Consider the following 24,515-nt stretch of genomic DNA (forward strand, 5'->3'; position numbering starts at 1 on the left):
CGATCGTTGGCGTTGGCGCGTATAATGCGCGGCGTTCACGTTAATGTACGCCCGTTTAAGGAGAAAAAGATGACGGCAATTGCCCCGGTTATTACCATTGATGGCCCAAGTGGTGCAGGTAAAGGCACCTTGTGCAAGGCAATGGCGGAAGCATTGCAGTGGCATCTGTTAGATTCAGGCGCGATCTACCGCGTACTGGCGCTCGCAGCGTTACATCACCATGTTGATGTCACATCTGAAGATGCTCTGGTACCGCTTGCCTCACACCTTGATGTGCGTTTTATCTCAACAGACGGCAACCTGGAAGTCATTCTTGAAGGTGAAGATGTCAGCGGTGAAATACGTACTCAGGAAGTAGCGAATGCCGCCTCTCAGGTTGCGGCGTTTCCCCGCGTGCGTGAAGCGTTATTACGTCGTCAACGCGCATTTCGCGAATCCCCAGGTCTGATTGCTGATGGACGTGATATGGGCACCGTGGTGTTCCCAGATGCGCCGGTGAAAATTTTTCTGGACGCCTCCTCGCAAGAACGTGCGCATAGACGTATGCTACAGTTGCAGGAGAAGGGCTTTAGTGTTAACTTTGAACGCCTTTTGGCCGAGATCGAAGAACGCGATTATCGCGATCGTAATCGTGCTGTAGCGCCGCTGGTTCCCGCTGCTGATGCTTTAGTTTTGGATTCAACCCGATTAAGCATTGAGCAAGTGATTGAAAAAGCGTTACAATACGCGCGCCAAAAACTGGCTCTCGCTTAAGTGCGACCGAATTTGCAGTACCCCCGTTGCAATGGATTGACAGCGGGTATGTTAAACAACCCCATCCGGCATGGAGCCAGGTGGACGTTAAATATGAAACCTGAAGATTAAACATGACTGAATCTTTTGCTCAACTGTTTGAAGAATCCTTAAAAGAAATCGAAACCCGTCCGGGTTCCATCGTTCGTGGTGTTGTTGTTGCTATCGACAAAGACGTAGTACTGGTTGACGCTGGTCTGAAATCTGAGTCCGCCATTCCGGCAGAGCAGTTCAAAAACGCCCAGGGCGAGCTGGAAATCCAGGTTGGTGACGAAGTTGACGTTGCTCTGGATGCAGTAGAAGACGGCTTCGGTGAAACCCTGCTGTCCCGTGAAAAAGCTAAACGTCACGAAGCTTGGATCACGCTGGAAAAAGCTTACGAAGAAGCTGCAACCGTTACTGGTGTTATCAATGGCAAAGTCAAGGGTGGCTTCACTGTTGAGCTGAATGGTATTCGCGCGTTCCTGCCGGGTTCCCTGGTAGACGTTCGTCCGGTCCGCGACACGCTGCACCTGGAAGGCAAAGAGCTTGAATTCAAAGTAATCAAGCTGGATCAGAAGCGTAACAACGTTGTTGTTTCCCGTCGTGCCGTTATCGAATCCGAAAACAGCGCAGAACGCGATCAGCTGCTGGAAAACCTGCAGGAAGGCATGGAAGTTAAAGGTATCGTTAAGAACCTCACTGACTACGGTGCATTCGTTGATCTGGGTGGCGTTGACGGCCTGCTGCACATCACCGACATGGCATGGAAACGCGTTAAGCATCCGAGCGAAATCGTAAACGTTGGCGACGAAATCACTGTTAAAGTGCTGAAGTTCGACCGCGAGCGTACTCGTGTATCTCTGGGCCTGAAACAGCTGGGCGAAGATCCATGGGTAGCTATCGCTAAGCGTTATCCGGAAGGTACCAAACTGACTGGTCGCGTGACCAACCTGACCGACTACGGCTGCTTCGTTGAAATCGAAGAAGGCGTTGAAGGCCTGGTTCACGTTTCCGAAATGGATTGGACCAACAAAAACATCCACCCGTCCAAAGTTGTTAACGTTGGCGATGTAGTGGAAGTTATGGTTCTGGATATCGACGAAGAACGTCGTCGTATCTCCCTGGGTCTGAAGCAGTGCAAAAACAACCCATGGCAGCAGTTCGCGGAAACCCACAACAAGGGTGACCGTGTTGAAGGTAAAATCAAGTCTATCACTGACTTCGGTATCTTCATCGGCCTGGACGGCGGCATCGACGGCCTGGTTCACCTGTCTGACATCTCCTGGAACGTTGCAGGCGAAGAAGCAGTTCGTGAATACAAAAAAGGCGACGAAATCGCAGCAGTTGTTCTGCAGGTTGACGCAGAGCGTGAGCGTATCTCTCTGGGCGTTAAACAGCTCGCAGAAGATCCGTTCAACAACTGGGTTGCACTGAACAAGAAAGGCGCGATCGTAAACGGTAAAGTCACTGCAGTTGACGCTAAAGGCGCAACCGTAGAACTGGCTGACGGCGTTGAAGGTTACCTGCGCGCTTCTGAAGCTTCACGTGACCGCGTTGAAGATGCAACTCTGGTTCTGAGCGTAGGCGACGACGTTGAAGCTAAATTCACCGGCGTTGATCGTAAGAACCGTGCAATCAGCCTGTCTGTTCGTGCTAAAGACGAAGCTGATGAGAAAGATGCAATCGCAACTGTTAATAAACAGGAAGATGCTAACTTCTCTAACAACGCAATGGCTGAAGCTTTCAAAGCAGCTAAAGGCGAGTAATATCGAGTGCTCTAAATCCTTTGTGCTGTTAACGGCACAAAGGGTGGCGAGTAGCTTGACAGATTACAGGATTCGTCCTGTAATCAATGACAAAGGGCGGCTACGGCCGCCCTTAATCAATGCAGCAGCTAATTATGCCTTTAAGGAACCGGAGGAATCATGACCAAGTCAGAATTGATTGAAAGACTTGCAACCCAGCAACCTCATATTCCCGCGAAAGCGGTTGAAGATGCAGTTAAAGAGATGCTGGAACATATGGCCTCGACTCTTGCGCAGGGCGAGCGTATTGAAATCCGCGGTTTCGGCAGCTTCTCTTTGCATTACCGCGCACCACGCACCGGACGTAATCCGAAGACCGGCGATAAAGTGGATCTGGAAGGGAAATACGTTCCGCACTTTAAACCAGGTAAAGAACTGCGCGATCGCGCCAATATTTACGGTTAAGTTTTTAGCGAGACTTAACGCCGAGAAAAGCACCCAAATGGGTGCTTTTTTCATTTCTGTCCACCTATCCTGGAATCCTCATCCCAGTTAATTTGTACGTTACAACCATCACTAAATGTCTGCGGAACTCAGGTCGTATAACGATAAATTGATGCCAGACAACCGTCGAAGAGTACTGCACACTCCCTGTAACAGGGAGGTGATTGATGAAAATAACAACGGTGAGTACCTGCGCATTACTCGGCATTCTCCCACTCATGCTATTACCTATGCTGCCAGGCATGTTGTGTATCGGCATTGTATTTTGTCTGGCATGTCTGCTCTGTTTTCTCCCCTACAAATATATGCGTTCCGCCGGACTAACCCTGCTGTTTTTTCTTTGGGGAATCCTGGCCGCGAAAGAGGCTATGTGGGCCGGTAATACGCTGCCTGCGAAAACCCAGCAAGCCATTGTGCGGATAACCGGAACTGACAATATGACAACGCACTACGGCCAGATCACTCACCTTCAGGGGAAACGAATCTTTCCTGCGCAAGGAATCGTCTTGTACGGGCAGTATTTACCCGGTGATGTTTGTGCGGGTCAGACATGGGCGATGACGTTGAAAGTCCGCGCTGTACACGGTCAATTAAACGAAGGCGGATTTGATAGCCAGCGTTACGCATTGGCGCAGCATCAACCGCTGACGGGACGATTCTTGCAGGCTTCGGTAATCACACCACAATGCGGTTTGCGTTCGCGGTATCTCGCCTCGCTGAAAACGGCACTCACCGACTTTCCCTGGCAGCAGGTCATACTGGGTCTGGGAATGGGGGAGCGCTTGTCTGTGTCACAAGAGGTGAAAACGATTATGCGTGATTCCGGCACGGCTCATTTGATGGCTATCTCCGGGCTGCATATTGCGTTTGCTGCATTACTGACCGCAGGATTGATACGTGCTGGACAATTTTTTATGCCAACAAGGTGGATTTGCTGGCAGATGCCATTAGTGGGTGGGATTGTCTGCGCCACATTTTATGCCTGGCTGACGGGGCTGCAACCCCCGGCATTACGAACGGTTGTTGCGCTGCTAGTCTGGGGGGCGCTGAGACTTAGCGGCAGGCAGTGGAGTGGATGGTCGGTCTGGATCTGCTGTCTGGCAGCCATCGTGGTGGTGGATCCTGTTGCTGTTCTTTCGCAAAGCCTATGGTTGTCTGCATCCGCCGTTGCGGCACTGCTGTTCTGGTACCAATGGGTACCGCTCCCGGACTGGCCGCTGTCGCGTGCTGGACGTCAATTTCTGGCGCTGGCTCATCTGCAATTGGGTATTACGCTTCTGCTTTTTCCCGTGCAAATCGCAATGTTTCACGGTTTTAGTCTGACCTCGTTTCTGGCTAATTTGTTTGCCGTCCCTTTGGTCACGTTTGTTTCCGTACCCTTGATATTAGCAGGCATGATCATGCATTTAGCCGGGACGGTGATGGTTGAATCAAGCCTGTGGTATCTAGCGGATCGTTCTCTGGCGCTGCTATTTTGGGGGCTCAGAAGTCTGCCTCAAGGGTGGATCAATATTGATGCGCGCTGGCAATGGCTGGCATTTTTACCCGGAATGATGATTATCGCATGGCGACTAAATATCTTGCGTACGCTACCGGTGCTCTGTTTCTCTGTGCTCCTTTTGCTGAGTGGGCCGCTTTGGCGTGCACCGCGTACTGATGTGTGGCAAGTGCATATGCTGGATGTCGGGCAGGGGCTGGCGATGGTGATCGCGCGAAATGGGAAAGCGCTGCTTTACGATACCGGTCTGGCATGGCCTGAAGGCGATAGCGCACAACAGCTGATTATTCCCTGGTTGCGTTGGCATAATCTGGAGCCAGAAGGAATTATTTTAAGCCATGAGCACATGGATCACCGCGGCGGGTTGCACTCCTTACAACAAGCCTGGCCGTCGCTATGGGTAAGAAGTCCGCTGAGCTGGAAAGGTCATCTCCCGTGTTTTCGCGGAGAGCATTGGCAATGGCAAGGGTTAACCTTCAGTGCGCACTGGCCTGTGCGTGGAAATACAGACCAGGGGAATAACCACTCCTGCGTGGTTAAGGTCGATGACGGATATCAGAGTATTCTGCTGACCGGTGATATCGAATCTCCTGCTGAACAAAAAATGCTAAGTCACTATTGGCAGTACCTACAGTCGACGGTGATGCAGGTTCCACATCATGGCAGCAATACTTCATCATCACTGGCACTCATTCAGCGGGTTGACGGGCAGGTCGCACTCGCCTCTGCATCCCGTTACAACGCCTGGCGTCTGCCGTCCTGGAAAGTGAAGCAACGTTATCGGCAACAAAATTATCAATGGCTGGATACCCCCCATCAGGGACAGATTACGCTGGATTTTTATCAAAAAAACTGGCGCATACGCAGCATGCGGGATCAGATTTTACCTCGTTGGTATCATCAGTGGTTTGGCGTGTCGGAGGATAACGGGTAGAATATGCGGCTATTCTAACAAATGCTGGTTTTTTGAATGCATAACGATAAAGATCTCTCTACGTGGCAGACGTTTCGCCGACTATGGCCAACCATAGCGCCTTTTAAATCGGGTCTGATCGTGGCGGGTATAGCGTTAGTCCTTAACGCGGCCAGCGATACCTTCATGTTATCGCTCCTTAAACCATTACTGGATGATGGTTTTGGTAAAACTGATCGCTCGGTGCTGCTGTGGATGCCGCTGGTGGTCATTGGGCTGATGATAGTTCGTGGCTTAACCAGCTATGTCTCCAGCTACTGTATCTCATGGGTGTCAGGCAAAGTGGTCATGACCATGCGCCGCCGCCTGTTTGGCCATATGATGGGCATGCCCGTCTCCTTTTTTGATAAACAGTCTACAGGAACATTGTTATCGCGTATTACCTATGATTCAGAACAGGTTGCGTCATCGTCTTCCGGCGCGCTGATCACCGTGGTGCGTGAAGGGGCCTCAATTATTGGCCTGTTTATCATGATGTTCTATTACAGCTGGCAGCTGTCACTGATCCTGATTGTACTGGCGCCAATTGTGTCAGTGGCAATCCGTGTGGTTTCCAAGCGCTTTCGTAGCATCAGTAAAAACATGCAAAACACCATGGGGCAGGTTACGACCAGTGCGGAGCAGATGCTGAAAGGCCATAAAGAAGTTCTGATTTTTGGTGGTCAGGAAGTTGAAACCAAGCGCTTTGATAATGTCAGCAACAAGATGCGTTTGCAGGGCATGAAGATGGTTTCTGCTTCTTCTATCTCCGACCCTATCATCCAGCTGATTGCGTCTTTGGCACTGGCCTTCGTGTTGTATGCGGCCAGCTTCCCAAGCGTAATGGAAAACCTGACAGCAGGTACAATTACGGTTGTCTTCTCCTCAATGATCGCATTAATGCGTCCGTTGAAATCTCTGACCAACGTCAACGCGCAGTTCCAGCGCGGTATGGCGGCATGCCAGACCTTATTTACGATTCTGGATAGCGAACAGGAGAAAGATGAAGGTAAACGTGTGATCGATCGTGCTACCGGCGATCTCGAGTTCCGCAACGTGACTTTCACTTATCCGGGACGTGAAGTACCGGCTCTGCGTAACATCAACCTGAATATTCCAGCGGGTAAAACCGTTGCTCTGGTTGGCCGTTCGGGCTCAGGGAAATCCACTCTCGCCAGCCTGATTACGCGCTTCTACGATGTTGATGAAGGGCAGATTCTGATGGACGGACACGATCTGCGCGAATATACCCTGGCATCACTGCGCGATCAGGTTGCGTTGGTTTCGCAGAATGTGCACTTGTTTAACGATACGGTTGCCAACAATATCGCCTACGCGCGTACCGATATGTACAGCCGTGAGCAGATCGAAAAAGCGGCACAGATGGCCTACGCTATGGATTTCATCAACAAGATGGACAATGGCCTGGATACGGTGATTGGTGAAAACGGCGTCCTGCTTTCCGGCGGACAACGTCAGCGTATCGCTATCGCCCGTGCCTTGTTGCGTGACAGCCCAATTCTGATCCTTGATGAAGCAACATCGGCTCTTGATACTGAATCTGAACGCGCGATTCAGTCTGCGCTGGATGAGCTACAGAAAAACCGTACTTCTCTGGTCATTGCTCACCGTCTTTCAACCATTGAACAAGCCGACGAAATCATCGTGGTGGAGGATGGTCTGATTGTCGAACGCGGAACCCATAGCGAGTTGATTGAGCAGCGCGGGGTGTATGCGCAATTACATAAAATGCAATTTGGTCAATGATCGCACGTATCTGGTCTGGTGAATCGCCGCTGTGGCGATTGTTACTTCCACTCTCCTGGCTGTATGGCCTGGTGAGTGGCGCGATCCGCTTATGCTACAAGTTGGGGCTTAAACGCGCATGGCGCGCGCCAGTCCCGGTTGTGGTGGTCGGAAACCTTACCGCGGGCGGAAACGGTAAAACGCCGGTGGTGATTTGGTTGGTTGAACAACTGCGACAACGCGGGATTCGCGTGGGTGTGGTGTCGCGTGGTTATGGCGGGAAAGCGACTGCTTACCCGCTGTTGCTAACCGCTGATACTACTACCGCAGAAGCGGGCGATGAACCTGTGCTGATCGCCCAACGTACTGGCGTGCCGGTAGCGGTATCCCCGGTAAGATCGGATGCGGTAAAAGCCATTTTGGCCCAACACGACGTGCAGATTATTGTGACGGACGATGGACTACAGCACTATCGTCTGGCGCGAGATGTTGAAATCGTAGTCATTGACGGCGAACGTCGGTTTGGCAACGGCTGGTGGCTTCCCGCTGGTCCAATGCGGGAACGCGCAGGTCGCCTTAAATCGGTGGATGCGACTATTGTTAACGGTGGCGTTGCGCAACCAGGGGAAATCCCTATGCGACTTGAACCGGGGCTGGCCGTTAATTTACGTACAGGTGAACGCCGTGATGTGGCGCAATTGTCCAATATTGTCGCCATGGCGGGCATTGGTCATCCACCGCGTTTTTTTGCCACGCTGAAAGCATGTGGTGCCAGCGTGCAAAAAAGCATTGCGCTGGCAGACCATCAGTCTCTGACCTACAGTGACGTCAGTGCGTTTGTAGACGCCGGGCAAACGCTGGTCATGACGGAAAAAGATGCGGTTAAGTGCCGGGCATTTGCTGATGAAAACTGGTGGTATTTACCTGTTGATGCACATTTGTCAGGCGATCGGCCTGATGTATTGCTGAATAGCTTAATCTCGCTGACTCGCTAACTGATTCACGCTGCGGCAGCGAATCATTTATGAGGCCATAAATGTCGTTGCCGCGCCTTTCTCTGACGGATGCCCGTCATCTTCACCTTGCTGCTCAAGGCCTGCTGAAAAAAACACGCCGCCGGGCAACCCCGGCAGATATTCTCGCGACCATTTCGCGCATGTCGTTACTGCAAATCGACACCATCAATATTGTGGCGCGCAGTCCTTACCTGGTGCTGTTTAGTCGTTTAGGCGATTATTCCCCCCAATGGCTGGACGACTCGTTACAGCAGGGCGAACTGATGGAATACTGGGCGCACGAGGCCTGTTTTTTGCCGCGCAGCGATTTTATGCTGATACGTCACCGCATGCTGGCCCCGGAGAATATGGGCTGGAAATATAAAGCGGCGTGGATGAAAGAACATGCGCATGATATTGAGCAACTGCTCCAGCACATCCAGCATAACGGGCCGGTACGCTCAGCTGATTTTGAGCATCCACGCAAAGGGACCAGCGGCTGGTGGGAATGGAAACCGCAGAAGCGTCATCTTGAAGGGTTGTTTACCGCCGGGAAAGTGATGGTCGTGGAACGGCGTAATTTCCAGCGAGTGTATGATTTAACCCATCGCGTCATGCCGCACTGGGACGATGAACGCGACCCACTTTCGCAGGAAGATGCGGAAAGTGTCATGCTGGATAACAGCGCCCGCAGTCTGGGGATTTTCCGCGAACAATGGCTGGCAGACTACTACCGCCTGAAGCGCCCGGCGCTAAAAAACTGGTGCAACGAACGGGCGGAACAGCAGCAGATTATTCCTGTCGACGTTGAAGGGCTGGGAACTTTGTGGCTGCATAGCCACCTTCAGCCGCTGCTTGAACAGGCGCTGGCGGGCAAATTAACGGCGACTCACAGTGCAGTATTATCACCTTTTGATCCGGTGGTCTGGGATCGTAAACGGGCAGAGCAGCTATTCGATTTTAGCTATCGGCTGGAGTGTTACACGCCAGCACCGAAACGTCAGTATGGTTATTTTGTCTTGCCGTTGCTGCATCGTGGACAGTTGGTTGGGCGGATGGATGCCAAAATGCACCGCAAAACAGGTGTGCTGGACGTTATTTCGCTGTGGTTACAGGATGGGGTTAAGCCTGGAGTGACGTTGCAAAAAGGATTGTTTCAGGCGATTGACGATTTTGCCCGCTGGCAACAGGCAACACGCGTGACGCTGGGACGTTATCCTGAAGGTTTATTTGCTGATGCACGCCATGGTTGGGAAATAGACCCAGCCCTTTAAGCGATTATGTTAATATTTACGGATTCACAATCCGGTCCATCTGGAGGAACTATGGATCATCGTCTGCTTGAAATCATTGCCTGCCCGGTATGCAATGGCAAACTCTGGTTTAACCAGGAAAAACAGGAACTGATTTGTAAACTGGATAACCTTGCTTTCCCACTGCGTGATGGCATTCCCGTGTTACTGGAAACCGAGGCCCGCGTTCTGACTGCTGATGAGAGTAAATCATGAGTTTTGTGGTCATTATTCCTGCGCGTTATGCGTCCACACGTCTGCCGGGTAAGCCGTTGCTGGATATCAACGGTAAACCGATGATCGTGCATGTACTGGAGCGTGCGCGTGAATCTGGCGCTGAACGTATCATCGTTGCCACCGATCACGAGGATGTCGCTCGCGCGGTAGAAGCGGTGGGTGGCGAAGTGTGCATGACTCGCGCCGATCACCAGTCTGGTACGGAGCGCCTGGCGGAAGTCGTCGAGAAATGTGGTTTTAGCGATGATACCGTTATTGTGAACGTACAGGGTGATGAGCCGATGATTCCTGCGGTCATTATTCGCCAGGTGGCTGAGAATCTGGCGCAACGTCAGGTCGGTATGGCGACTCTTGCGGCTCCGATTCACAGTGCGGAAGAGGCATTTAATCCGAATGCGGTAAAAGTCGTGTTGGACGCTGAAGGATATGCTCTCTATTTTTCACGCGCGACCATCCCATGGGATCGCGATCGTTTCGCCAAAAGTCTGGAAACGGTGGGGGACACCTTCCTGCGCCATCTGGGCATTTACGGCTATCGCGCCGGTTTTATTCGCCGCTATGTTAACTGGCAGCCTAGCCCGCTTGAGCATATCGAAATGCTGGAGCAGCTGCGAGTGCTGTGGTACGGCGAAAAAATTCACGTTGCCGTCGCAAAAGAAGTCCCGGGTACCGGCGTAGACACTGCCGAAGATCTTGAGCGCGTTCGCGCCGAAATGCATTAGTTTTTCTCACGGCACTCCCCCCATATTGAGGCGTATTTTTGGGAGGAGTGTCGTATCGTTGCGCTTTCCCTCCACTTTTCTTTTCATCAATTGATCTCATCCGGGTGACATCTGTCTGCACGACGCTCATTATGAAAGCAGTAGCATTTATGAGGGCAATCTGAAATGGAACAGTTGCGTGCCGAACTCAGCCACCTGCTGGGCGAAAAACTCAGTCGCATAGAATGCGTGAATGAAAAAGTGGATACGGCCCTGTGGTCACTGTACGACAGCCAGGGAAATCCGATGCCGCTGATGGCGAGAAGTTTCACCACGCCAGGTATGGCGCAGCAGCTGGCATGGAAAACCTCCATGTTGGCGCGAAGTGGTACGGTGCGAATGCCCGTCATTTACGGGGTCTTAACCCACGAAGAGCATCCCGGTCCCGATGTGCTACTGCTTGAGCGTTTACGCGGTGTGCCGGTGGAAGCGCCAGCCCGAACGCCCGAACGCTGGGAACATTTAAAAGATCAGATCGTAGAAGGTCTGCTGTCATGGCATCGGCAGGATAGCCGTGGCTGCGTGGGAATGGTGGATAACACGCAAGAGAATATCTGGCCATCCTGGTATCGTCAGCGTGTTGAAGTGTTGTGGACCACGTTAAATCAGTTCAACAATACCGGGCTGACGATGCAGGATAAGCGGATCCTGTTTCGTACCCGTGAGTGTTTGCCCGCTTTATTTGAAGGATTCAATGATAACTGCGTGCTGATCCACGGTAATTTTAGTTTACGTAGCATGCTCAAAGACGCCCGTAGCGATCAGCTTCTGGCGATGGTCGGACCGGGATTGATGCTGTGGGCACCCAGAGAGTATGAATTGTTCCGTTTAATGGATAATGCGCTGGCGGAAAGTCTGCTTTGGCAATACCTGCAACGCGCGCCCGTGGCGGAGTCCTTCATCTGGCGGCGCTGGCTGTATGTGTTATGGGATGAGGTGGCGCAACTGGTCAACACCGGACGTTTTAACCGCTCCAACTTTGACCTTGCCACGAAATCACTGCTGCCGTGGCTCGCCTGATGAACATGTGAACGCCTTATCCGGCCTACAATTCTGCGCTGAACACGTAGGCCTGATAAGACGCGTTAGTGTCGCCATCAGGCAACATTCCTGTCAATGTTCCGATCCCTTTAGCCACTGCCAGATTCGCCCCAACGTTTCGTAACCAACACGATCGCTATGCATCAACCAGACGGGAGAGGGGATCGCGCGCTCCCACGGATTAAGCGGTGAATCAATTGCTAACTGGTTGGCTGGCGCGGGCAACGGATGTAGTCCGGCCTGTTGGAAGAAAATCATTGCTCGTGGTAAGTGCGATGCGGAGGTCACCAGCAGGAACGGCGCGCTGCCGATGGCCTGCTTAACCGCTGCGGCTTCTTCTTCGGTGTCTTTAGGTTTATCCAGCGTGATGATATCACCGGGCGGCACACCCAGTGACTACGCTACGCGGGCTCCCGCTTCTGCAGTACTGACGTTATTGCTCTTTGCCGCAGCGCCGGTAAAGATAAGCTTCGATCCCGGGTTAGCACGCCAAAGGCGAATACCTTCATTCAGACGCGGAAGACTGTTGCTGATCAGGTTTGAACTCGGCGCCCACTGTGGATTCCAGGTATACCCTCCGCCCAGCACCACAATGTATTCCACTTTTTGTGTATCCTGCCAGGTTGGATAGCTATCCTCAATCGGTTTCAGCAGACTGTCGGCGACGGGCTGCAAGCTTAGAAGTAACAGTGCCAGCCAACTCAGGCTAATGCACACTTTCCCTGTTTTTTGAAAGCGGCTAAACCAGAGCAGCGCCAGGCCTATGCCCATGATAATGAGCATTAGCGGAAGTGGCAGCATCATACCGCCAATCACTTTCTTCAGCGTAAAAAGCATCCTTTTTGGTTCCTTTTTTAACCATACAGCAGGGGATCAGCAGGGATATTACACCAGGAAGGTTCATTCTCGGCGTGGGTGTGACAAAATAGCGGTTTTACTTAGTCACCCTAAAGCCAGCATGTGGAGAGCCCGATGCGGGATCGCAATTTTGATGACATTGCAGAGAAGTTTTCCCGTAACATTTACGGCACCACCAAAGGTCAGCTTCGTCAGACGATCCTCTGGCAGGATCTGGACAAACTTCTTGCCGACTACGCGGGCCAAACGTTGCGTGTGCTTGATGCGGGTGGCGGAGAAGGACAGACAGCCATTCTGATGGCGCAGCGGGGCCATCACGTCACCTTGTGCGATCTTTCTGCTGAGATGGTGGCGCGAGCGCAACGGGCGGCAGAAGAGCAAGGTGTGAGCGACAACATGCATTTTATACATTGTGCCGCTCAGGACATCCCACAGCATTTGGATTCTCAGGTTGATCTGATATTGTTTCATGCTGTGCTGGAATGGGTGGCCGATCCGCAAGCCGTCTTAAAAACATTGTGGTCGATGTTACGCCCGGGCGGTGCTTTATCGCTGATGTTCTACAATGCAAACGGTCTGTTGATGCGTAATGTGTTGGTCGGTAATTTCGGCTATGTACAGCAGGGAATGTATAAAAAGAAACGGCGCACGTTGTCTCCCGATTTTCCGCGCGACCCTCAGCAGGTCTATGGCTGGCTGGAGGAGATTGGCTGGGAGATAACCGGTAAAACGGGCGTGAGGGTGTTTCATGATTATCTGCGTGATAAACAAAAACAGCATGACTGTTTTGATGCTTTAACAGAAATAGAAACACGTTATTGCCGCCAGGAACCGTATATCAGCCTTGGGCGCTATATTCATGTCACCGCGATTAAACGTCCGGCCCGAGCCGCAGATGCAAGGATAACCTATGAGTGAATTTTCCCAGACAGTCCCCGAACTGGTTGCCTGGGCCAGAAAAAATGACTTCTCCATCTCTCTGCCGGTAGACAGACTTTCGTTCCTGCTGGCTGTTGCCACACTAAACGGTGAGCGACTTGACGGTGAGATGAGTGAAGGTGAACTGGTGGATGCGTTCCGCCATGTGAGTGATGCGTTTGAGCAAACCAGCGAAACCATCGGCGTCCGCGCCAACAACGCGATCAACGATATGGTGCGTCAACGTCTGCTGAACCGCTTTACCAGCGAGCAGGCTGAAGGCAACGCCATTTACCGTTTAACGCCGCTCGGGATTGGCATCACAGATTACTATATTCGTCAGCGCGAATTCTCTACGCTGCGTCTTTCTATGCAGCTGTCAATTGTGGCAGGCGAACTGAAGCGCGCGGCGGATGCGGCAGCGGAAGGTGGTGATGAGTTCCACTGGCATCGCAACGTCTATGCGCCATTGAAATACTCGGTGGCGGAGATTTTCGACAGTATCGATCTGACCCAGCGCATCATGGATGAACAGCAGCAGCAGGTAAAAGACGACATCGCACAGTTGCTAAACAAAGACTGGCGGGCGGCGATTTCCAGCTGTGAAATGCTGCTGTCTGAAACATCTGGTACGCTGCGTGAGCTGCAAGATACGCTGGAAGCGGCAGGGGATAAGCTGCAGGCTAACCTGTTACGCATCCAGGACGCCACGATGACGCATGACGATTTGCATTTTGTCGATCGGCTGGTGTTTGATTTACAAAGCAAGCTCGACCGCATTATTAGCTGGGGCCAGCAGTCCATTGACTTGTGGATCGGCTACGATCGTCACGTGCATAAATTTATCCGTACCGCGATCGATATGGATAAAAACCGCGTCTTCGCCCAGCGTCTGCGTCAGTCCGTGCAGACCTACTTTGACGACCCATGGGCGCTGACCTATGCCAACGCCGATCGTCTGCTGGATATGCGTGACGAGGAGATGGTGCTGCGTGACGAAGAGGTCACCGGTGAACTTCCGGAAGACCTGGAATATGAAGAATTTAACGAGATCCGTGAGCAGCTGGCGGCGATCATCGAAGAACAGCTGGCTATCTACAAATCCAGACAAACACCACTGGATCTCGGTTTGGTAGTGCGCGAGTATCTGGCGCAATACCCACGTGCGCGTCATTTCGACGTCGCGCGTATTGTTATCGATCAGGCGGTACGCCTTGGCGTAGCGCAAGCAGACTTCACCGGACTGCCAGCCAAATGGCAGCCGATTAATGATTACGGAGCCAAGGTACAGGCGCATGTCATTGACAAATATTGAACAAGTGATGCCGGTAAAGCTGGCGCAGGCGCTGGCGAATCCGTTATTTCCGGCACTGGATAGTGCCTTACGTTCGGGCCGCCATATCGGTCTGGATGAACTGGATAATCATGCCTTCCTGATGGATTTTCAGGAATATTTTGAAGAGTTTTACAGCCGCTATAACGTGGAATTGATCCGTGCGCCGGAAGGGTTCTTCTACCTTCGTCCGCGTTCAACGACGCTCATTCCTCGTTCGGTCCTGTCAGAACTGGACATGATGGTGGGTAAAATTCTTTGCTATCTCTATCTCAGCCCGGAACGCCTGGCGAACGAAGGGATTTTTACCCAGCAAGAGCTGTACGACGAGCTGCTAACGCTGGCAGATGAAGCGAAGTTACTGAAGCTGGTGAACAACCGTTCAACCGGTTCTGACGTTGACCGCCAGAAGCTACAGGAAAAAGTGCGTTCTTCGCTCAACCGCTTGCGCCGCTTAGGCATGGTGTGGTTTCTGGGCCACGACAGCAGCAAATTCCGTATTACGGAATCTGTCTTCCGCTTTGGTGCGGATGTGCGTAGCGGTGATGATCCGCGTGAAGCACAGCGTCGCTTAATTCGTGATGGTGAAGCGATGGCGGTCGAGAACCGTCTGCAGCTCAACGATGAGCCCGAAGAGAATCAGCCGGACAGTGGAGAAGAAGAATAATGATTGAACGCGGTAAATTTCGCTCACTTACGCTGATTAACTGGAATGGTTTTTTTGCCCGTACGTTTGATCTCGATGAGCTGGTCACCACGCTGTCCGGTGGTAACGGTGCGGGTAAATCCACCACCATGGCGGCATTTGTTACAGCGCTCATTCCGGACTTAACCCTGCTGCATTTCCGTAACACCACCGAAGCCGGTGCAACCAGCGGTTCACGTGATAAAGGCCTGCACGGTAAGCTGAAAGCAGGGGTTTGTTATTCAATGCTCGACGTCCTCAACTCGCGTCATCAGCGCGTGGTCGTGGGTGTGCGTCTGCAACAGGTTGCTGGTCGCGATCGCAAAGTGGATATCAAACCGTTTGCCATTCAGGGGCTGCCGATGTCGGTACAGCCAACCCAACTGGTGACGGAAACGCTGAACGAACGCCAGGCGCGCGTACTGTCTCTACCTGAGCTGAAAGAGAAGCTTGATGAGATGGAAGGCGTGCAGTTTAAGCAGTTCAACTCGATAACCGATTATCACTCATTGATGTTCGATCTGGGCATCATTGCCCGTCGTCTGCGCTCTGCGTCCGATCGTAGTAAATTCTACCGTCTGATTGAAGCCTCGCTGTACGGCGGGATCTCCAGCGCCATTACCCGTTCACTGCGTGACTACCTGCTGCCGGAAAACAGCGGCGTACGTAAAGCGTTCCAGGATATGGAAGCCGCGCTGCGTGAAAACCGTATGACGCTGGAAGCGATTCGCGTAACCCAGTCTGACCGCGACCTGTTTAAGCATTTAATCAGTGAGGCGACCAACTATGTGGCCGCAGATTATATGCGCCACGCCAATGAACGTCGTATCCATCTGGATAAAGCACTGGAATATCGTCGTGAACTGTATACCTCTCGCAAGCAGCTGGCGGCAGAGCAGTACAAACACGTGGATATGGCGCGTGAACTGGGTGAGCACAACGGTGCGGAAGGCGATCTGGAAGCTGATTACCAGGCCGCGAGCGATCACCTGAATCTGGTGCAAACCGCGCTGCGTCAGCAGGAAAAAATTGAACGCTACGAGGCGGATCTCGAAGAATTGCAGGTCCGTCTTGAAGAACAAAACGAGGTGGTCGCGGAAGCCGTTGACCGCCAGGATGAAAACGAAGCCCGCGCAGAAGCCGCTGAGCTGGAAGTGGATGAGCTGAAAAGCCAGCTTGCTGATTACCAGCAAGCGCTGGACGTCCAGCAAACGCGAGCCATCCAGTATACCCAGGCGATCCAGGCCCTAAACCGGGCGAAAGAGCTCTGCCACTTACCGGACCTGACAGCCGACAGCGCCGCCGAATGGCTGGAGACTTTCCAGGCCAAAGAGCAGGAAGCCACTGAAAAACTGCTGACGCTTGAACAAAAAATGAGCGTGGCGCAAACCGCGCATAGCCAGTTCGAACAGGCTTATCAGTTGGTGGCAGCTATCAACGGCCCGCTGGCGCGCGGTGAAGCCTGGAGCGTGGCGCGTGAACTGCTGCGCGAAGGCGTGGAACAGCGCCACCTGGCAGAACAGGTTCAGCCGTTGCGTATGCGACTCAGCGAGCTGGAGCAGCGTCTGCGCGAACAACAAGACGCCGAGCGTCTACTGGCTGAATTCTGCAAACGTCAGGGCAAACAGTTCGATATCGATGAGCTGGAAGCCCTGCATCAGGAGCTGGAAGCGCGTATCGCCGCCTTGTCGGACAGCGTTTCTTCTGCCAGCGAACAGCGTATGACGTTGCGCCAGGAGCAGGAGCAACTTCAGTCTCGTATCCAGCATCTGATGAAACGCGCGCCTGTCTGGCTGGCCGCGCAAAATAGCCTGAACCAGCTTAGCGAGCAGTGCGGCGAAGAGTTTACCTCAAGCCAGGACGTAACCGAGTATCTGCAACAACTGCTGGAGCGCGAGCGTGAAGCCATTGTTGAGCGTGATGAAGTCGGCGCGCGCAAAACTGCGGTTGATGAAGAGATTGAACGTTTAAGTCAGCCCGGTGGGGCGGAAGATCAGCGCCTGAACGCGCTCGCGGAACGCTTCGGCGGCGTGCTGCTGTCAGAAATCTATGACGACGTTAGCCTTGAAGATGCGCCGTACTTCTCAGCGCTGTACGGACCTTCGCGTCATGCTATCGTGGTGCCGGATCTGTCTCTGATTACCGAACAGCTTGAAGGGCTGACGGATTGCCCGGAAGATCTCTATTTCATTGAAGGGGATCCGCAGTCGTTTGATGACAGCGTGTTCAGCGTCGATGAGCTGGAAAAAGCGGTAGTGGTGAAAACCGCCGAGCGTCAGTGGCGTTATTCCCGCTTCCCGACGGTGCCGATTTTTGGTCGTGCAGCGCGCGAAAGCCGTATCGAAACCCTGCATGCCGAGCGTGAAGGGCTGTCTGAACGTTTCGCCACGCTCTCCTTTGACGTCCAGAAAACCCAGCGTCTGCATCAGGCGTTCAGTCGCTTTATTGGCAGCCATCTGTCGGTGGCGTTTGAAGACGATCCTGAAGCGGAAATTCGCCAACTGAATGGCCGTCGCGTTGAACTGGAACGTGCGCTAACCAATCATGAAAATGATAACCAGCAAAGCCGTATGCAGTTTGAACAGGCGAAAGAGGGAGTATCAGCGCTTAACCGCCTGCTGCCGCGTTTGAATCTGCTGGCGGATGACACGCTGGCCGATCGCGTGGACGAAATTCGCGAGCGTCTGGATGAAGCCCAGGAAGCCGCGCGTTTTGTGCAGCAGCACGGCAATCAGTTAGCCAAACTGGAACCTATCGTTTCTGTTCTGCAAAATGACCCTGAGCAGTTTGAACAGCTGAAGGAAGACTACGCGTATTCCCAGCAAATGCAGCGCGATGCGCGTCAGCAGGCTTTTGCCCTGACCGAAGTGGTGCAGCGTCGGGCGCATTTCAGCTATTCCGACTCTGCCGAAATGCTTAGCGGCAACAGCGATCTGAACGAAAAACTGCGTGAGCGCCTGGAACAGGCGGAAGCGGAACGTACTCGCGCCCGTGAAGCGCTACGCAGCCACGCCGCACAGTTAAGCCAGTACAACCAGGTCATGGCGTCGCTGAAAAGCTCCTATGACACCAAAAAAGAGCTGCTTAACGATTTACAACGTGAACTGCAGGATATCGGTGTTCGTGCGGACAGTGGTGCCGAAGAGCGCGCGCGTATTCGTCGTGATGAACTACATGCGCAGCTCAGCAATAACCGTGCACGCCGTAACCAACTGGAAAAAGCTCTGACCTTCTGCGAAGCGGAGATGGACAACCTGACCCGCAGGCTGCGCAAGCTGGAACGTGATTATTTTGAGATGCGCGAGCAGGTGGTTACCGCAAAAGCTGGATGGTGTGCGGTGATGCGGATGGTGAAAGATAACGGCGTTGAACGCCGCCTGCACCGTCGTGAGCTGGCGTACCTTTCCGGTGATGAACTGCGTTCGATGTCGGATAAGGCGCTCGGTGCGCTGCGTCTGGCGGTTGCGGATAACGAACACCTGCGCGATGTGCTGCGCATGTCTGAAGATCCAAAACGCCCAGAGCGTAAAATTCAGTTCTTTGTCGCGGTTTACCAGCATCTGCGTGAACGTATTCGCCAGGATATTATCCGTACCGACGATCCGGTTGAAGCCATCGAACAGATGGAGATTGAGCTGAGCCGTCTGACGGAAGAATTGACTTCCCGCGAACAGAAGCTGGCGATCAGCTCTCGCAGCGTGGCAAATATCATCCGTAAGACCATTCAGCGCGAACAGAACCGTATTCGCATGCTAAACCAGGGACTGCAAAGCGTGTCGTTTGGCCAGGTAAACAGCGTTCGTCTGAACGTCAACGTACGTGAGACGCATGCTACCTTGCTGGACGTACTTTCCGAACAGCATGAACAGCACCAGGATCTGTTTAACAGTAATCGCCTGACCTTCTCTGAAGCGCTGGCGAAGCTGTATCAGCGTCTGAATCCGCAAATTGATATGGGGCAACGTACGCCGCAAACCATTGGTGAAGAGCTGCTGGATTATCGTAACTATCTGGAAATGGAAGTTGAGGTTAACCGTGGCTCTGACGGCTGGCTGCGAGCTGAATCTGGCGCGCTGTCAACGGGTGAAGCGATCGGGACCGGGATGTCTATTCTGGTGATGGTTGTACAAAGCTGGGAAGACGAAGGGCGTAGATTACGCGGGAAAGATATTTCTCCTTGCCGTCTGCTGTTCCTTGATGAAGCTGCGCGACTCGATGCGCGCTCTATCGCGACCCTGTTTGAACTGTGCGAGCGTCTGCAAATGCAGCTGATTATCGCCGCGCCGGAAAACATCAGCCCAGAGAAAGGCACTACCTATAAACTGGTGCGTAAAGTCTTCCAGAACACCGAACACGTTCACGTGGTGGGGCTGCGCGGATTTGCGCCTCAGTTACCGGAACCACTGCCGGGGACTGAAGATGCCTCCTCGCAGGCAAGCTAAGTAATAAGTAAAAAGGCGGCTACATGGCTGCCTTATTTTTTTCCGAAAAGACTTCATGCCTGGTGTAATTTCTTTAGACTTCTTTACATTAGGTTAGGCAAAAAGTTTTTGATGTTTATATACTAAAGGTAAGCCTAACGCGTCACGGGCTTGCTCGTCATACTTCAGTTTGTATCGGCGTTTTACAGGTCCGACCCTCGTCAGAATAAAGGGGAATACAGACGGCCTGGCTATTCAGAGTATGATAAAGAAAACAGGGGGCAAGGGATGTTGCTTAATAAAATGTGTGGTCGTCGGCTGTCGGCAATCAGTTTGTGCCTGGCCGTAACATTCGCTCCACTGTTCAATGCTCAGGCCGATGAGCCTGAAATGATCCCTGGCGATAGCTCTGCGACCGTCAGTGAACAGCCAACAGCGTTATCGCAGCCGCAGGTTCAATCTTCTGCGACGGCTATCATGGCGGGTATTCAACCGCTGCCAGAAGGCGTGTCTGTCGATAAAGCCCGCGCCGAAATACACTCTCAACTGCCAGCAGGTTATACGCCGGTTTACATGAGCCAGCTGGAACTGCTGTATGCCGCACGCGAAATGAAGCCGATGTGGGAAAATCGTGATGCGGTAAAGGCATTTCAGCAACAGTTAGCCGAGGTTGCAATTGCCGGCTTTCAGCCGCAGTTCACTACCTGGGTTGCACTTCTGACTGACCCGGCAGTAACCGGTCAGGCGAGAGACATCGTGCTCTCTGATGCGATGATGGGGTATCTGCACTTTATCGCTAACATCCCTGTCAAAGGTAATCGCTGGCTTTACAGCGATAAGCCCTATGCGCTAACGACGCCGCCGATTTCCGTCATCAACCAGTGGCAGGTCGCACTGGATAACGGTCAACTGACTTCATTTGTGGCCAGCCTTGCGCCTCAACATCCGCAGTATGCAGCCATGAATGAATCACTGCTCAAGCTGGTGGGCGATACACGTCCCTGGCCGCAGCTCACCAGTACAGCAACGCTGCGTCCGGGGGAGTGGAGTAATGACATCCCCGCGCTGCGTGAAATTTTGCGCCGAACCGGGATGCTGGAGCCTGCCGTCAGTACGTCTGGCAAAGAAGGTCGTGGCACCTACGATCGTGAATTGGTTGATGCGGTAAAGCGTTTTCAGACGTGGCAGGGACTTGGCGCAGATGGCGCGATTGGCCCAGCCACACGTGACTGGCTGAACGTGACGCCTGCTCAGCGTGCGGGCGTGCTGGCGTTAAATATTCAGCGCTTGCGCCTGCTGCCGAGTGAGCTGTCTACCGGTATCATGGTGAACATTCCTGCCTATTCGCTGGTTTATTATCAGAATGGCAATCAGGTGCTGGCCTCGCGCGTTATTGTCGGGCGTCCCGATCGTAAAACGCCGATGATGAGCAGTGCGCTGAATAACGTGGTCGTTAACCCACCGTGGAACGTGCCGCCAACGCTGGCCCGAAAAGATATCCTGCCTAAGGTCTGGAATGATCCGGGGTATCTTGAGCGTCACGGTTATACCGTGATGCGCGGCTGGAACAGCAAAGAAACGATAGATCCGTGGCAGGTAGACTGGGCGACCATCACTGCCTCCAATCTGCCGTTCCGCTTCCAGCAGGCTCCGGGAGCGCGTAACTCGCTCGGACGCTATAAATTCAACATGCCGAGTTCGGACGCTATTTATCTGCACGACACGCCGAACCACAATCTGTTCCAGAAGGATACGCGGGCATTAAGCTCCGGCTGCGTGCGGGTGAATAAGGCCTCTGAGCTGGCAAATATGCTGCTACAGGATGCGGGCTGGAATGATACGCGCATCTCGGATGCCCTGAAGCAAGGGGATACGCGGTACGTGAATATTCGCCAGAATATCCCGGTCAACCTCTACTATCTGACCGCATTTGTCGGCCCTGATGGGCGCACGCAGTATCGTACAGATATTTACAATTACGATCTGACAGCGCGATCCAGCGCACAAATTGTGTCAAAAGCCGAGCAATTAATCAGATAAATGAAGCAGTTCGAGGAAAATGATTGTCGTATGTTATGCTGGAAACGGGGCAAAATGGCTGTGAGCCCCGTATTTCCTGGGGTTGGGAGCCTTGACGTGGACTACTTAGCCAGATAAGGTTTCCCACGTGCGCTAGAGCATACATACGATAACATTGACCTTGTAGACCTTAATACCATGGACAAATTTGACGCTAATCGCCGCAAACTGCTGGCGCTTGGTGGTATTGCCCTCGGCGCTGCCATCTTGCCTACGCCTGCGTTTGCAACACTCTCTACCCCACGTCCGCGTATATTGACTCTGAATAACCTGCATACCGGTGAGTCAATAAAAGCAGAGTTTTTTGATGGCAGGGGCTATATTCAGGACGAATTAGCAAAACTTAACCACTTTTTCCGTGATTTTCGGGCCAATAAAGTGAAATCCATTGACCCGGGACTGTTTGATCAACTCTTCCGTCTGCAGGGCCTGCTGGGCACGCGTAAACCCGTACAGCTGATTTCAGGCTATCGCTCTATCGATACCAATAATGAACTCCGTGCACGTAGCCGTGGTGTGGCCAAGAAAAGCTACCACACTAAAGGTCAGGCCATGGATTTCCATATTGAAGGCATCGCATTAAGTAATATTCGCAAAGCTGCGTTATCTATGCGCGCAGGTGGTGTAGGATACTACCCCAGCAGTAACTTTGTGCATATTGACACCGGCCCTGCACGGCACTGGTGATCCATAAGCTTAATGAAACAGGAGCTGTATGAACTATCGTATTATTCCGGTCACTGCATTCGCCCAGAACTGCTCGCTAATCTGGTGTGAGCAGACTCGTCTGGCCGCGCTGGTCGATCCCGGCGGCGATGCCGAGAAAATCAAACAGGAAGTGGATGCCAGCGGTCTGACGCTTATGCAGATCCTGCTTACCCATGGTCATCTTGATCACGTAGGCGCGGCGGCTGAACTGGCACAGCATTATGGTGTACCGGTTATTGGCCCGGAAAAAGAAGATGAGTTCTGGTTACAGGGACTCCCTGCTCAGAGCCGCATGTTTGGCCTGGGCGATTGTGAGCCGCTGACGCCCGATCGCTGGTTGAATGAAGGTGACAGGATAAGCGTTGGCAACGTGACGTTACAGGTTCTGCATTGTCCGGGTCATACACCGGGACATGTGGTCTTCTTTGATGAGCAATCAAAGTTACTGATTTCTGGTGACGTGATTTTCAAAGGTGGCGTAGGGCGCAGCGATTTCCCGCGCGGTGATCACAGCCAACTGATCGATTCGATTAAACGTAAACTATTGCCGTTAGGCGATGACGTAACGTTTATTCCGGGGCACGGCCCACTTTCTACGCTGGGTAACGAACGGCTACATAACCCGTTCCTGCAAGATGAAATGCCTGTCTGGTAATTCGTTTAATAAATAAAAAGGCCGCATTTGCGGCCTTTTTTGTGCGCGATAGATTACAGTACTGCAACAATCGCTTCGCACAGCGGCGCCATGTTGTCTGGCGTCATTCCTGCCACGTTTACGCGTCCGGAAGCGACAGCGTAGACACCAAACTCTTCACGCAGACGCAGAACCTGCTCTTTGGTCAGGCCGCTAAACGAGAACATGCCGTTCTGTTTGATGATAAAGCTGAAGTCGCGGTTTGCACCTTTCTCTTGCAACGTATTCACAAACAGTAAACGCATGCGCTGAATGCGCTGGCGCATATCAGTCAGTTCCTGTTCCCAGATGGCACGCAGCGCGTCGTTGCTCAGAATCGTGGCCACTACGGATGCACCGTGTGCTGGTGGGTTGGAATAGTTAGCGCGAATGGCTGATTTCATTTGGCTGAACGCACGGTCAACGGTTTCAGCATCGGCAGCAACCAGCGTACAGGCGCCTACACGCTCATTGTACAGTCCAAAGTTCTTGGAGTAGGAGCTGGCAACGATCAGCTCTTTGTGCAGAGCCGCAAATGCGCGCAGACCTTCTGCATCTTCTTCCAGACCACGGGCAAAGCCCTGGTATGCGAAGTCAAACAGCGGTAACCAACCTTTTTCGACAGACATCTGAGCCAGTGTTTGCCACTGTTCCAGCGTAGGATCGATGCCGGTAGGGTTATGGCAGCAGCCGTGGAATAGCACTACGTCGCCAGCCTGCGCTTCGCTGAGGCTTGCCAGCAGCGCATCAAAATCTAACGAGTGGTTTGCTGCATCGTAATAGTTGTATTCACAAACTTCCAGGCCTGCAGAGTTAAAGACGCTCTTATGGTTCGGCCAGCTTGGATTGCTCACCCATACGCGTTTAGCCGACGTATTTTTTGCCAGGAAATCAGCTGCCACACGCAGTGCACCAGTGCCGCCAGGGGTCTGTGCGGTACGTGCACGCTTATCGTTGATCAGCGAACTTTCTTTACCAAACAGTAATTCCTGAGTGCAGCGACCAAACTCTGGAATACCGTCAATGCCAAGGTAATTTTTGGTGGTTTCATTTTCCAGTATATATTGCTCGGCTTTTTTAACGCTGGTCAGCACCGGCGTTTTGCCTGTCTCATCTTTATATACACCGATCCCGAGGTTTATTTTTCCAGGGCGGTCATCGGCACGAAACAAATCAGCCAGACCCAAAATGGGGTCGGCAGGAGCGGCGGTAATGTTCTCAAACATGACGAGGTTCCATAGTGATTACAGAAGGGAAGTCCGCTATCAGGTTAACGGTAGATTTACAAAATGCCA

18 protein-coding genes and 1 pseudogene are annotated in these 24,515 nt (G+C 52.6%); 17 read left to right on the forward strand and 2 right to left on the reverse strand.

Annotation, left to right across the window (positions count from 1 at the left end; translation table 11 throughout):
- Nucleotides 1-69: 69 nt before the first annotated feature.
- From cmk to OGX97_RS11185, 10 genes are all read left to right on the forward strand, one after another.
- Nucleotides 70-753 (forward strand): (d)CMP kinase, encoded by a 684-nt coding sequence (gene cmk / locus OGX97_RS11140; RefSeq protein WP_003831921.1) that lies wholly within the window; start codon nucleotides 70-72, stop codon nucleotides 751-753.
- Between the two features lie 113 nt (nucleotides 754-866).
- A complete protein-coding gene (rpsA, locus tag OGX97_RS11145; protein ID WP_003035776.1) occupies nucleotides 867-2,540 on the forward strand; it encodes a 30S ribosomal protein S1 in 1,674 nt (557 codons plus the stop codon).
- A gap of 159 nt (nucleotides 2,541-2,699) precedes the next feature.
- Complete coding sequence (gene ihfB / locus OGX97_RS11150; protein ID WP_003035780.1) at nucleotides 2,700-2,984, forward strand: integration host factor subunit beta; 285 nt, start codon at nucleotides 2,700-2,702, stop codon at nucleotides 2,982-2,984.
- A 206-nt stretch (nucleotides 2,985-3,190) separates the two neighbouring features.
- On the forward strand, nucleotides 3,191-5,455 hold the full coding sequence (locus OGX97_RS11155; RefSeq protein WP_279850505.1) for a ComEC family protein: 2,265 nt from the start codon (nucleotides 3,191-3,193) through the stop codon (nucleotides 5,453-5,455).
- Nucleotides 5,456-5,491: 36 nt separating this feature from the next.
- Nucleotides 5,492-7,240 (forward strand): lipid A ABC transporter ATP-binding protein/permease MsbA, encoded by a 1,749-nt coding sequence (gene msbA, locus OGX97_RS11160; protein WP_003831926.1) that lies wholly within the window; start codon nucleotides 5,492-5,494, stop codon nucleotides 7,238-7,240.
- Nucleotides 7,237-8,214, forward strand: coding sequence for a tetraacyldisaccharide 4'-kinase (gene lpxK, locus OGX97_RS11165; protein WP_032942888.1), 978 nt, complete (start codon nucleotides 7,237-7,239; stop codon nucleotides 8,212-8,214). The genes msbA and lpxK overlap by 4 nt, the downstream gene beginning before the upstream one ends.
- Before the next feature lie 41 nt (nucleotides 8,215-8,255).
- Nucleotides 8,256-9,488, forward strand: a complete 1,233-nt coding sequence (locus tag OGX97_RS11170) for a winged helix-turn-helix domain-containing protein (protein WP_048235713.1) — start codon at nucleotides 8,256-8,258, stop codon at nucleotides 9,486-9,488.
- A gap of 51 nt (nucleotides 9,489-9,539) precedes the next feature.
- On the forward strand, nucleotides 9,540-9,722 hold the full coding sequence (gene ycaR / locus OGX97_RS11175; RefSeq protein WP_003035793.1) for a protein YcaR: 183 nt from the start codon (nucleotides 9,540-9,542) through the stop codon (nucleotides 9,720-9,722).
- Nucleotides 9,719-10,465: a 3-deoxy-manno-octulosonate cytidylyltransferase gene (kdsB, locus tag OGX97_RS11180; RefSeq protein ID WP_003831932.1), complete on the forward strand. Its 747-nt coding sequence runs from the start codon at nucleotides 9,719-9,721 to the stop codon at nucleotides 10,463-10,465. The genes ycaR and kdsB overlap by 4 nt, the downstream gene beginning before the upstream one ends.
- 165 nt (nucleotides 10,466-10,630) lie before the next feature.
- Nucleotides 10,631-11,524, forward strand: coding sequence for a YcbJ family phosphotransferase (locus tag OGX97_RS11185; RefSeq protein WP_003831934.1), 894 nt, complete (start codon nucleotides 10,631-10,633; stop codon nucleotides 11,522-11,524).
- 93 nt (nucleotides 11,525-11,617) lie between these two features.
- Here the strand turns inward: OGX97_RS11185 and elyC are convergent.
- Nucleotides 11,618-12,382, reverse strand: a pseudogene (gene elyC / locus OGX97_RS11190) (envelope biogenesis factor ElyC).
- A gap of 135 nt (nucleotides 12,383-12,517) precedes the next feature.
- Here elyC and cmoM point away from each other — a divergent pair.
- From cmoM to OGX97_RS11225, 7 genes are all read left to right on the forward strand, one after another.
- Nucleotides 12,518-13,321 (forward strand): tRNA uridine 5-oxyacetic acid(34) methyltransferase CmoM, encoded by an 804-nt coding sequence (gene cmoM / locus OGX97_RS11195; RefSeq protein ID WP_003035803.1) that lies wholly within the window; start codon nucleotides 12,518-12,520, stop codon nucleotides 13,319-13,321.
- Nucleotides 13,314-14,636, forward strand: a complete 1,323-nt coding sequence (gene mukF, locus OGX97_RS11200; RefSeq protein ID WP_003831939.1) for a chromosome partition protein MukF — start codon at nucleotides 13,314-13,316, stop codon at nucleotides 14,634-14,636. The genes cmoM and mukF overlap by 8 nt, the downstream gene beginning before the upstream one ends.
- Complete coding sequence (mukE, locus tag OGX97_RS11205) at nucleotides 14,617-15,321, forward strand: chromosome partition protein MukE (RefSeq protein WP_003035809.1); 705 nt, start codon at nucleotides 14,617-14,619, stop codon at nucleotides 15,319-15,321. The genes mukF and mukE overlap by 20 nt, the downstream gene beginning before the upstream one ends.
- On the forward strand, nucleotides 15,321-19,781 hold the full coding sequence (mukB, locus tag OGX97_RS11210; protein ID WP_252431066.1) for a chromosome partition protein MukB: 4,461 nt from the start codon (nucleotides 15,321-15,323) through the stop codon (nucleotides 19,779-19,781). Before mukE ends, mukB begins: the two co-directional genes overlap by 1 nt.
- 267 nt (nucleotides 19,782-20,048) lie before the next feature.
- Nucleotides 20,049-21,800 (forward strand): L,D-transpeptidase, encoded by a 1,752-nt coding sequence (ldtD, locus tag OGX97_RS11215; RefSeq protein WP_235124392.1) that lies wholly within the window; start codon nucleotides 20,049-20,051, stop codon nucleotides 21,798-21,800.
- Nucleotides 21,801-21,977: 177 nt separating this feature from the next.
- The gene (locus OGX97_RS11220) at nucleotides 21,978-22,526 is read left to right on the forward strand and encodes a YcbK family protein (RefSeq protein ID WP_003831948.1); all 549 of its coding nucleotides are present in this window, start codon (nucleotides 21,978-21,980) and stop codon (nucleotides 22,524-22,526) included.
- A 28-nt stretch (nucleotides 22,527-22,554) separates the two neighbouring features.
- Complete coding sequence (locus OGX97_RS11225; RefSeq protein WP_003831949.1) at nucleotides 22,555-23,202, forward strand: MBL fold metallo-hydrolase; 648 nt, start codon at nucleotides 22,555-22,557, stop codon at nucleotides 23,200-23,202.
- 53 nt (nucleotides 23,203-23,255) lie between these two features.
- Here the strand turns inward: OGX97_RS11225 and aspC are convergent, their stop codons facing one another.
- The gene (gene aspC / locus OGX97_RS11230) at nucleotides 23,256-24,446 is read right to left on the reverse strand and encodes an aspartate transaminase (protein ID WP_003831950.1); all 1,191 of its coding nucleotides are present in this window, start codon (nucleotides 24,444-24,446) and stop codon (nucleotides 23,256-23,258) included.
- Nucleotides 24,447-24,515 lie beyond the last annotated feature (69 nt).

It is taken from the genome of Citrobacter sp. Cpo061 (genome assembly GCF_030332845.1).
Classification (GTDB): Bacteria; Pseudomonadota; Gammaproteobacteria; order Enterobacterales; family Enterobacteriaceae; genus Citrobacter; species Citrobacter portucalensis.

Bases quoted from the DNA above. Each gene is read 5' to 3' on its own strand.
- rpsA (WP_003035776.1), top strand. From the start codon at position 867: ATGACTGAATCTTTTGCTCAACTGTTTGAAGAATCCTTAAAAGAAATC.
- ldtD (WP_235124392.1), top strand. From the start codon at position 20,049: ATGTTGCTTAATAAAATGTGTGGTCGTCGGCTGTCGGCAATCAGTTTG.
- OGX97_RS11170 (WP_048235713.1), top strand. From the start codon at position 8,256: ATGTCGTTGCCGCGCCTTTCTCTGACGGATGCCCGTCATCTTCACCTT.
- msbA (WP_003831926.1), top strand. From the start codon at position 5,492: ATGCATAACGATAAAGATCTCTCTACGTGGCAGACGTTTCGCCGACTA.
- cmoM (WP_003035803.1), top strand. From the start codon at position 12,518: ATGCGGGATCGCAATTTTGATGACATTGCAGAGAAGTTTTCCCGTAAC.
- kdsB (WP_003831932.1), top strand. From the start codon at position 9,719: ATGAGTTTTGTGGTCATTATTCCTGCGCGTTATGCGTCCACACGTCTG.
- mukB (WP_252431066.1), top strand. From the start codon at position 15,321: ATGATTGAACGCGGTAAATTTCGCTCACTTACGCTGATTAACTGGAAT.
- ihfB (WP_003035780.1), top strand. From the start codon at position 2,700: ATGACCAAGTCAGAATTGATTGAAAGACTTGCAACCCAGCAACCTCAT.
- OGX97_RS11225 (WP_003831949.1), top strand. From the start codon at position 22,555: ATGAACTATCGTATTATTCCGGTCACTGCATTCGCCCAGAACTGCTCG.
- mukE (WP_003035809.1), top strand. From the start codon at position 14,617: ATGTCATTGACAAATATTGAACAAGTGATGCCGGTAAAGCTGGCGCAG.
- cmk (WP_003831921.1), top strand. From the start codon at position 70: ATGACGGCAATTGCCCCGGTTATTACCATTGATGGCCCAAGTGGTGCA.
- OGX97_RS11155 (WP_279850505.1), top strand. From the start codon at position 3,191: ATGAAAATAACAACGGTGAGTACCTGCGCATTACTCGGCATTCTCCCA.
- mukF (WP_003831939.1), top strand. From the start codon at position 13,314: ATGAGTGAATTTTCCCAGACAGTCCCCGAACTGGTTGCCTGGGCCAGA.
- aspC (WP_003831950.1), bottom strand. From the start codon at position 24,446: ATGTTTGAGAACATTACCGCCGCTCCTGCCGACCCCATTTTGGGTCTG.
- ycaR (WP_003035793.1), top strand. From the start codon at position 9,540: ATGGATCATCGTCTGCTTGAAATCATTGCCTGCCCGGTATGCAATGGC.
- OGX97_RS11220 (WP_003831948.1), top strand. From the start codon at position 21,978: ATGGACAAATTTGACGCTAATCGCCGCAAACTGCTGGCGCTTGGTGGT.
- OGX97_RS11185 (WP_003831934.1), top strand. From the start codon at position 10,631: ATGGAACAGTTGCGTGCCGAACTCAGCCACCTGCTGGGCGAAAAACTC.
- lpxK (WP_032942888.1), top strand. From the start codon at position 7,237: ATGATCGCACGTATCTGGTCTGGTGAATCGCCGCTGTGGCGATTGTTA.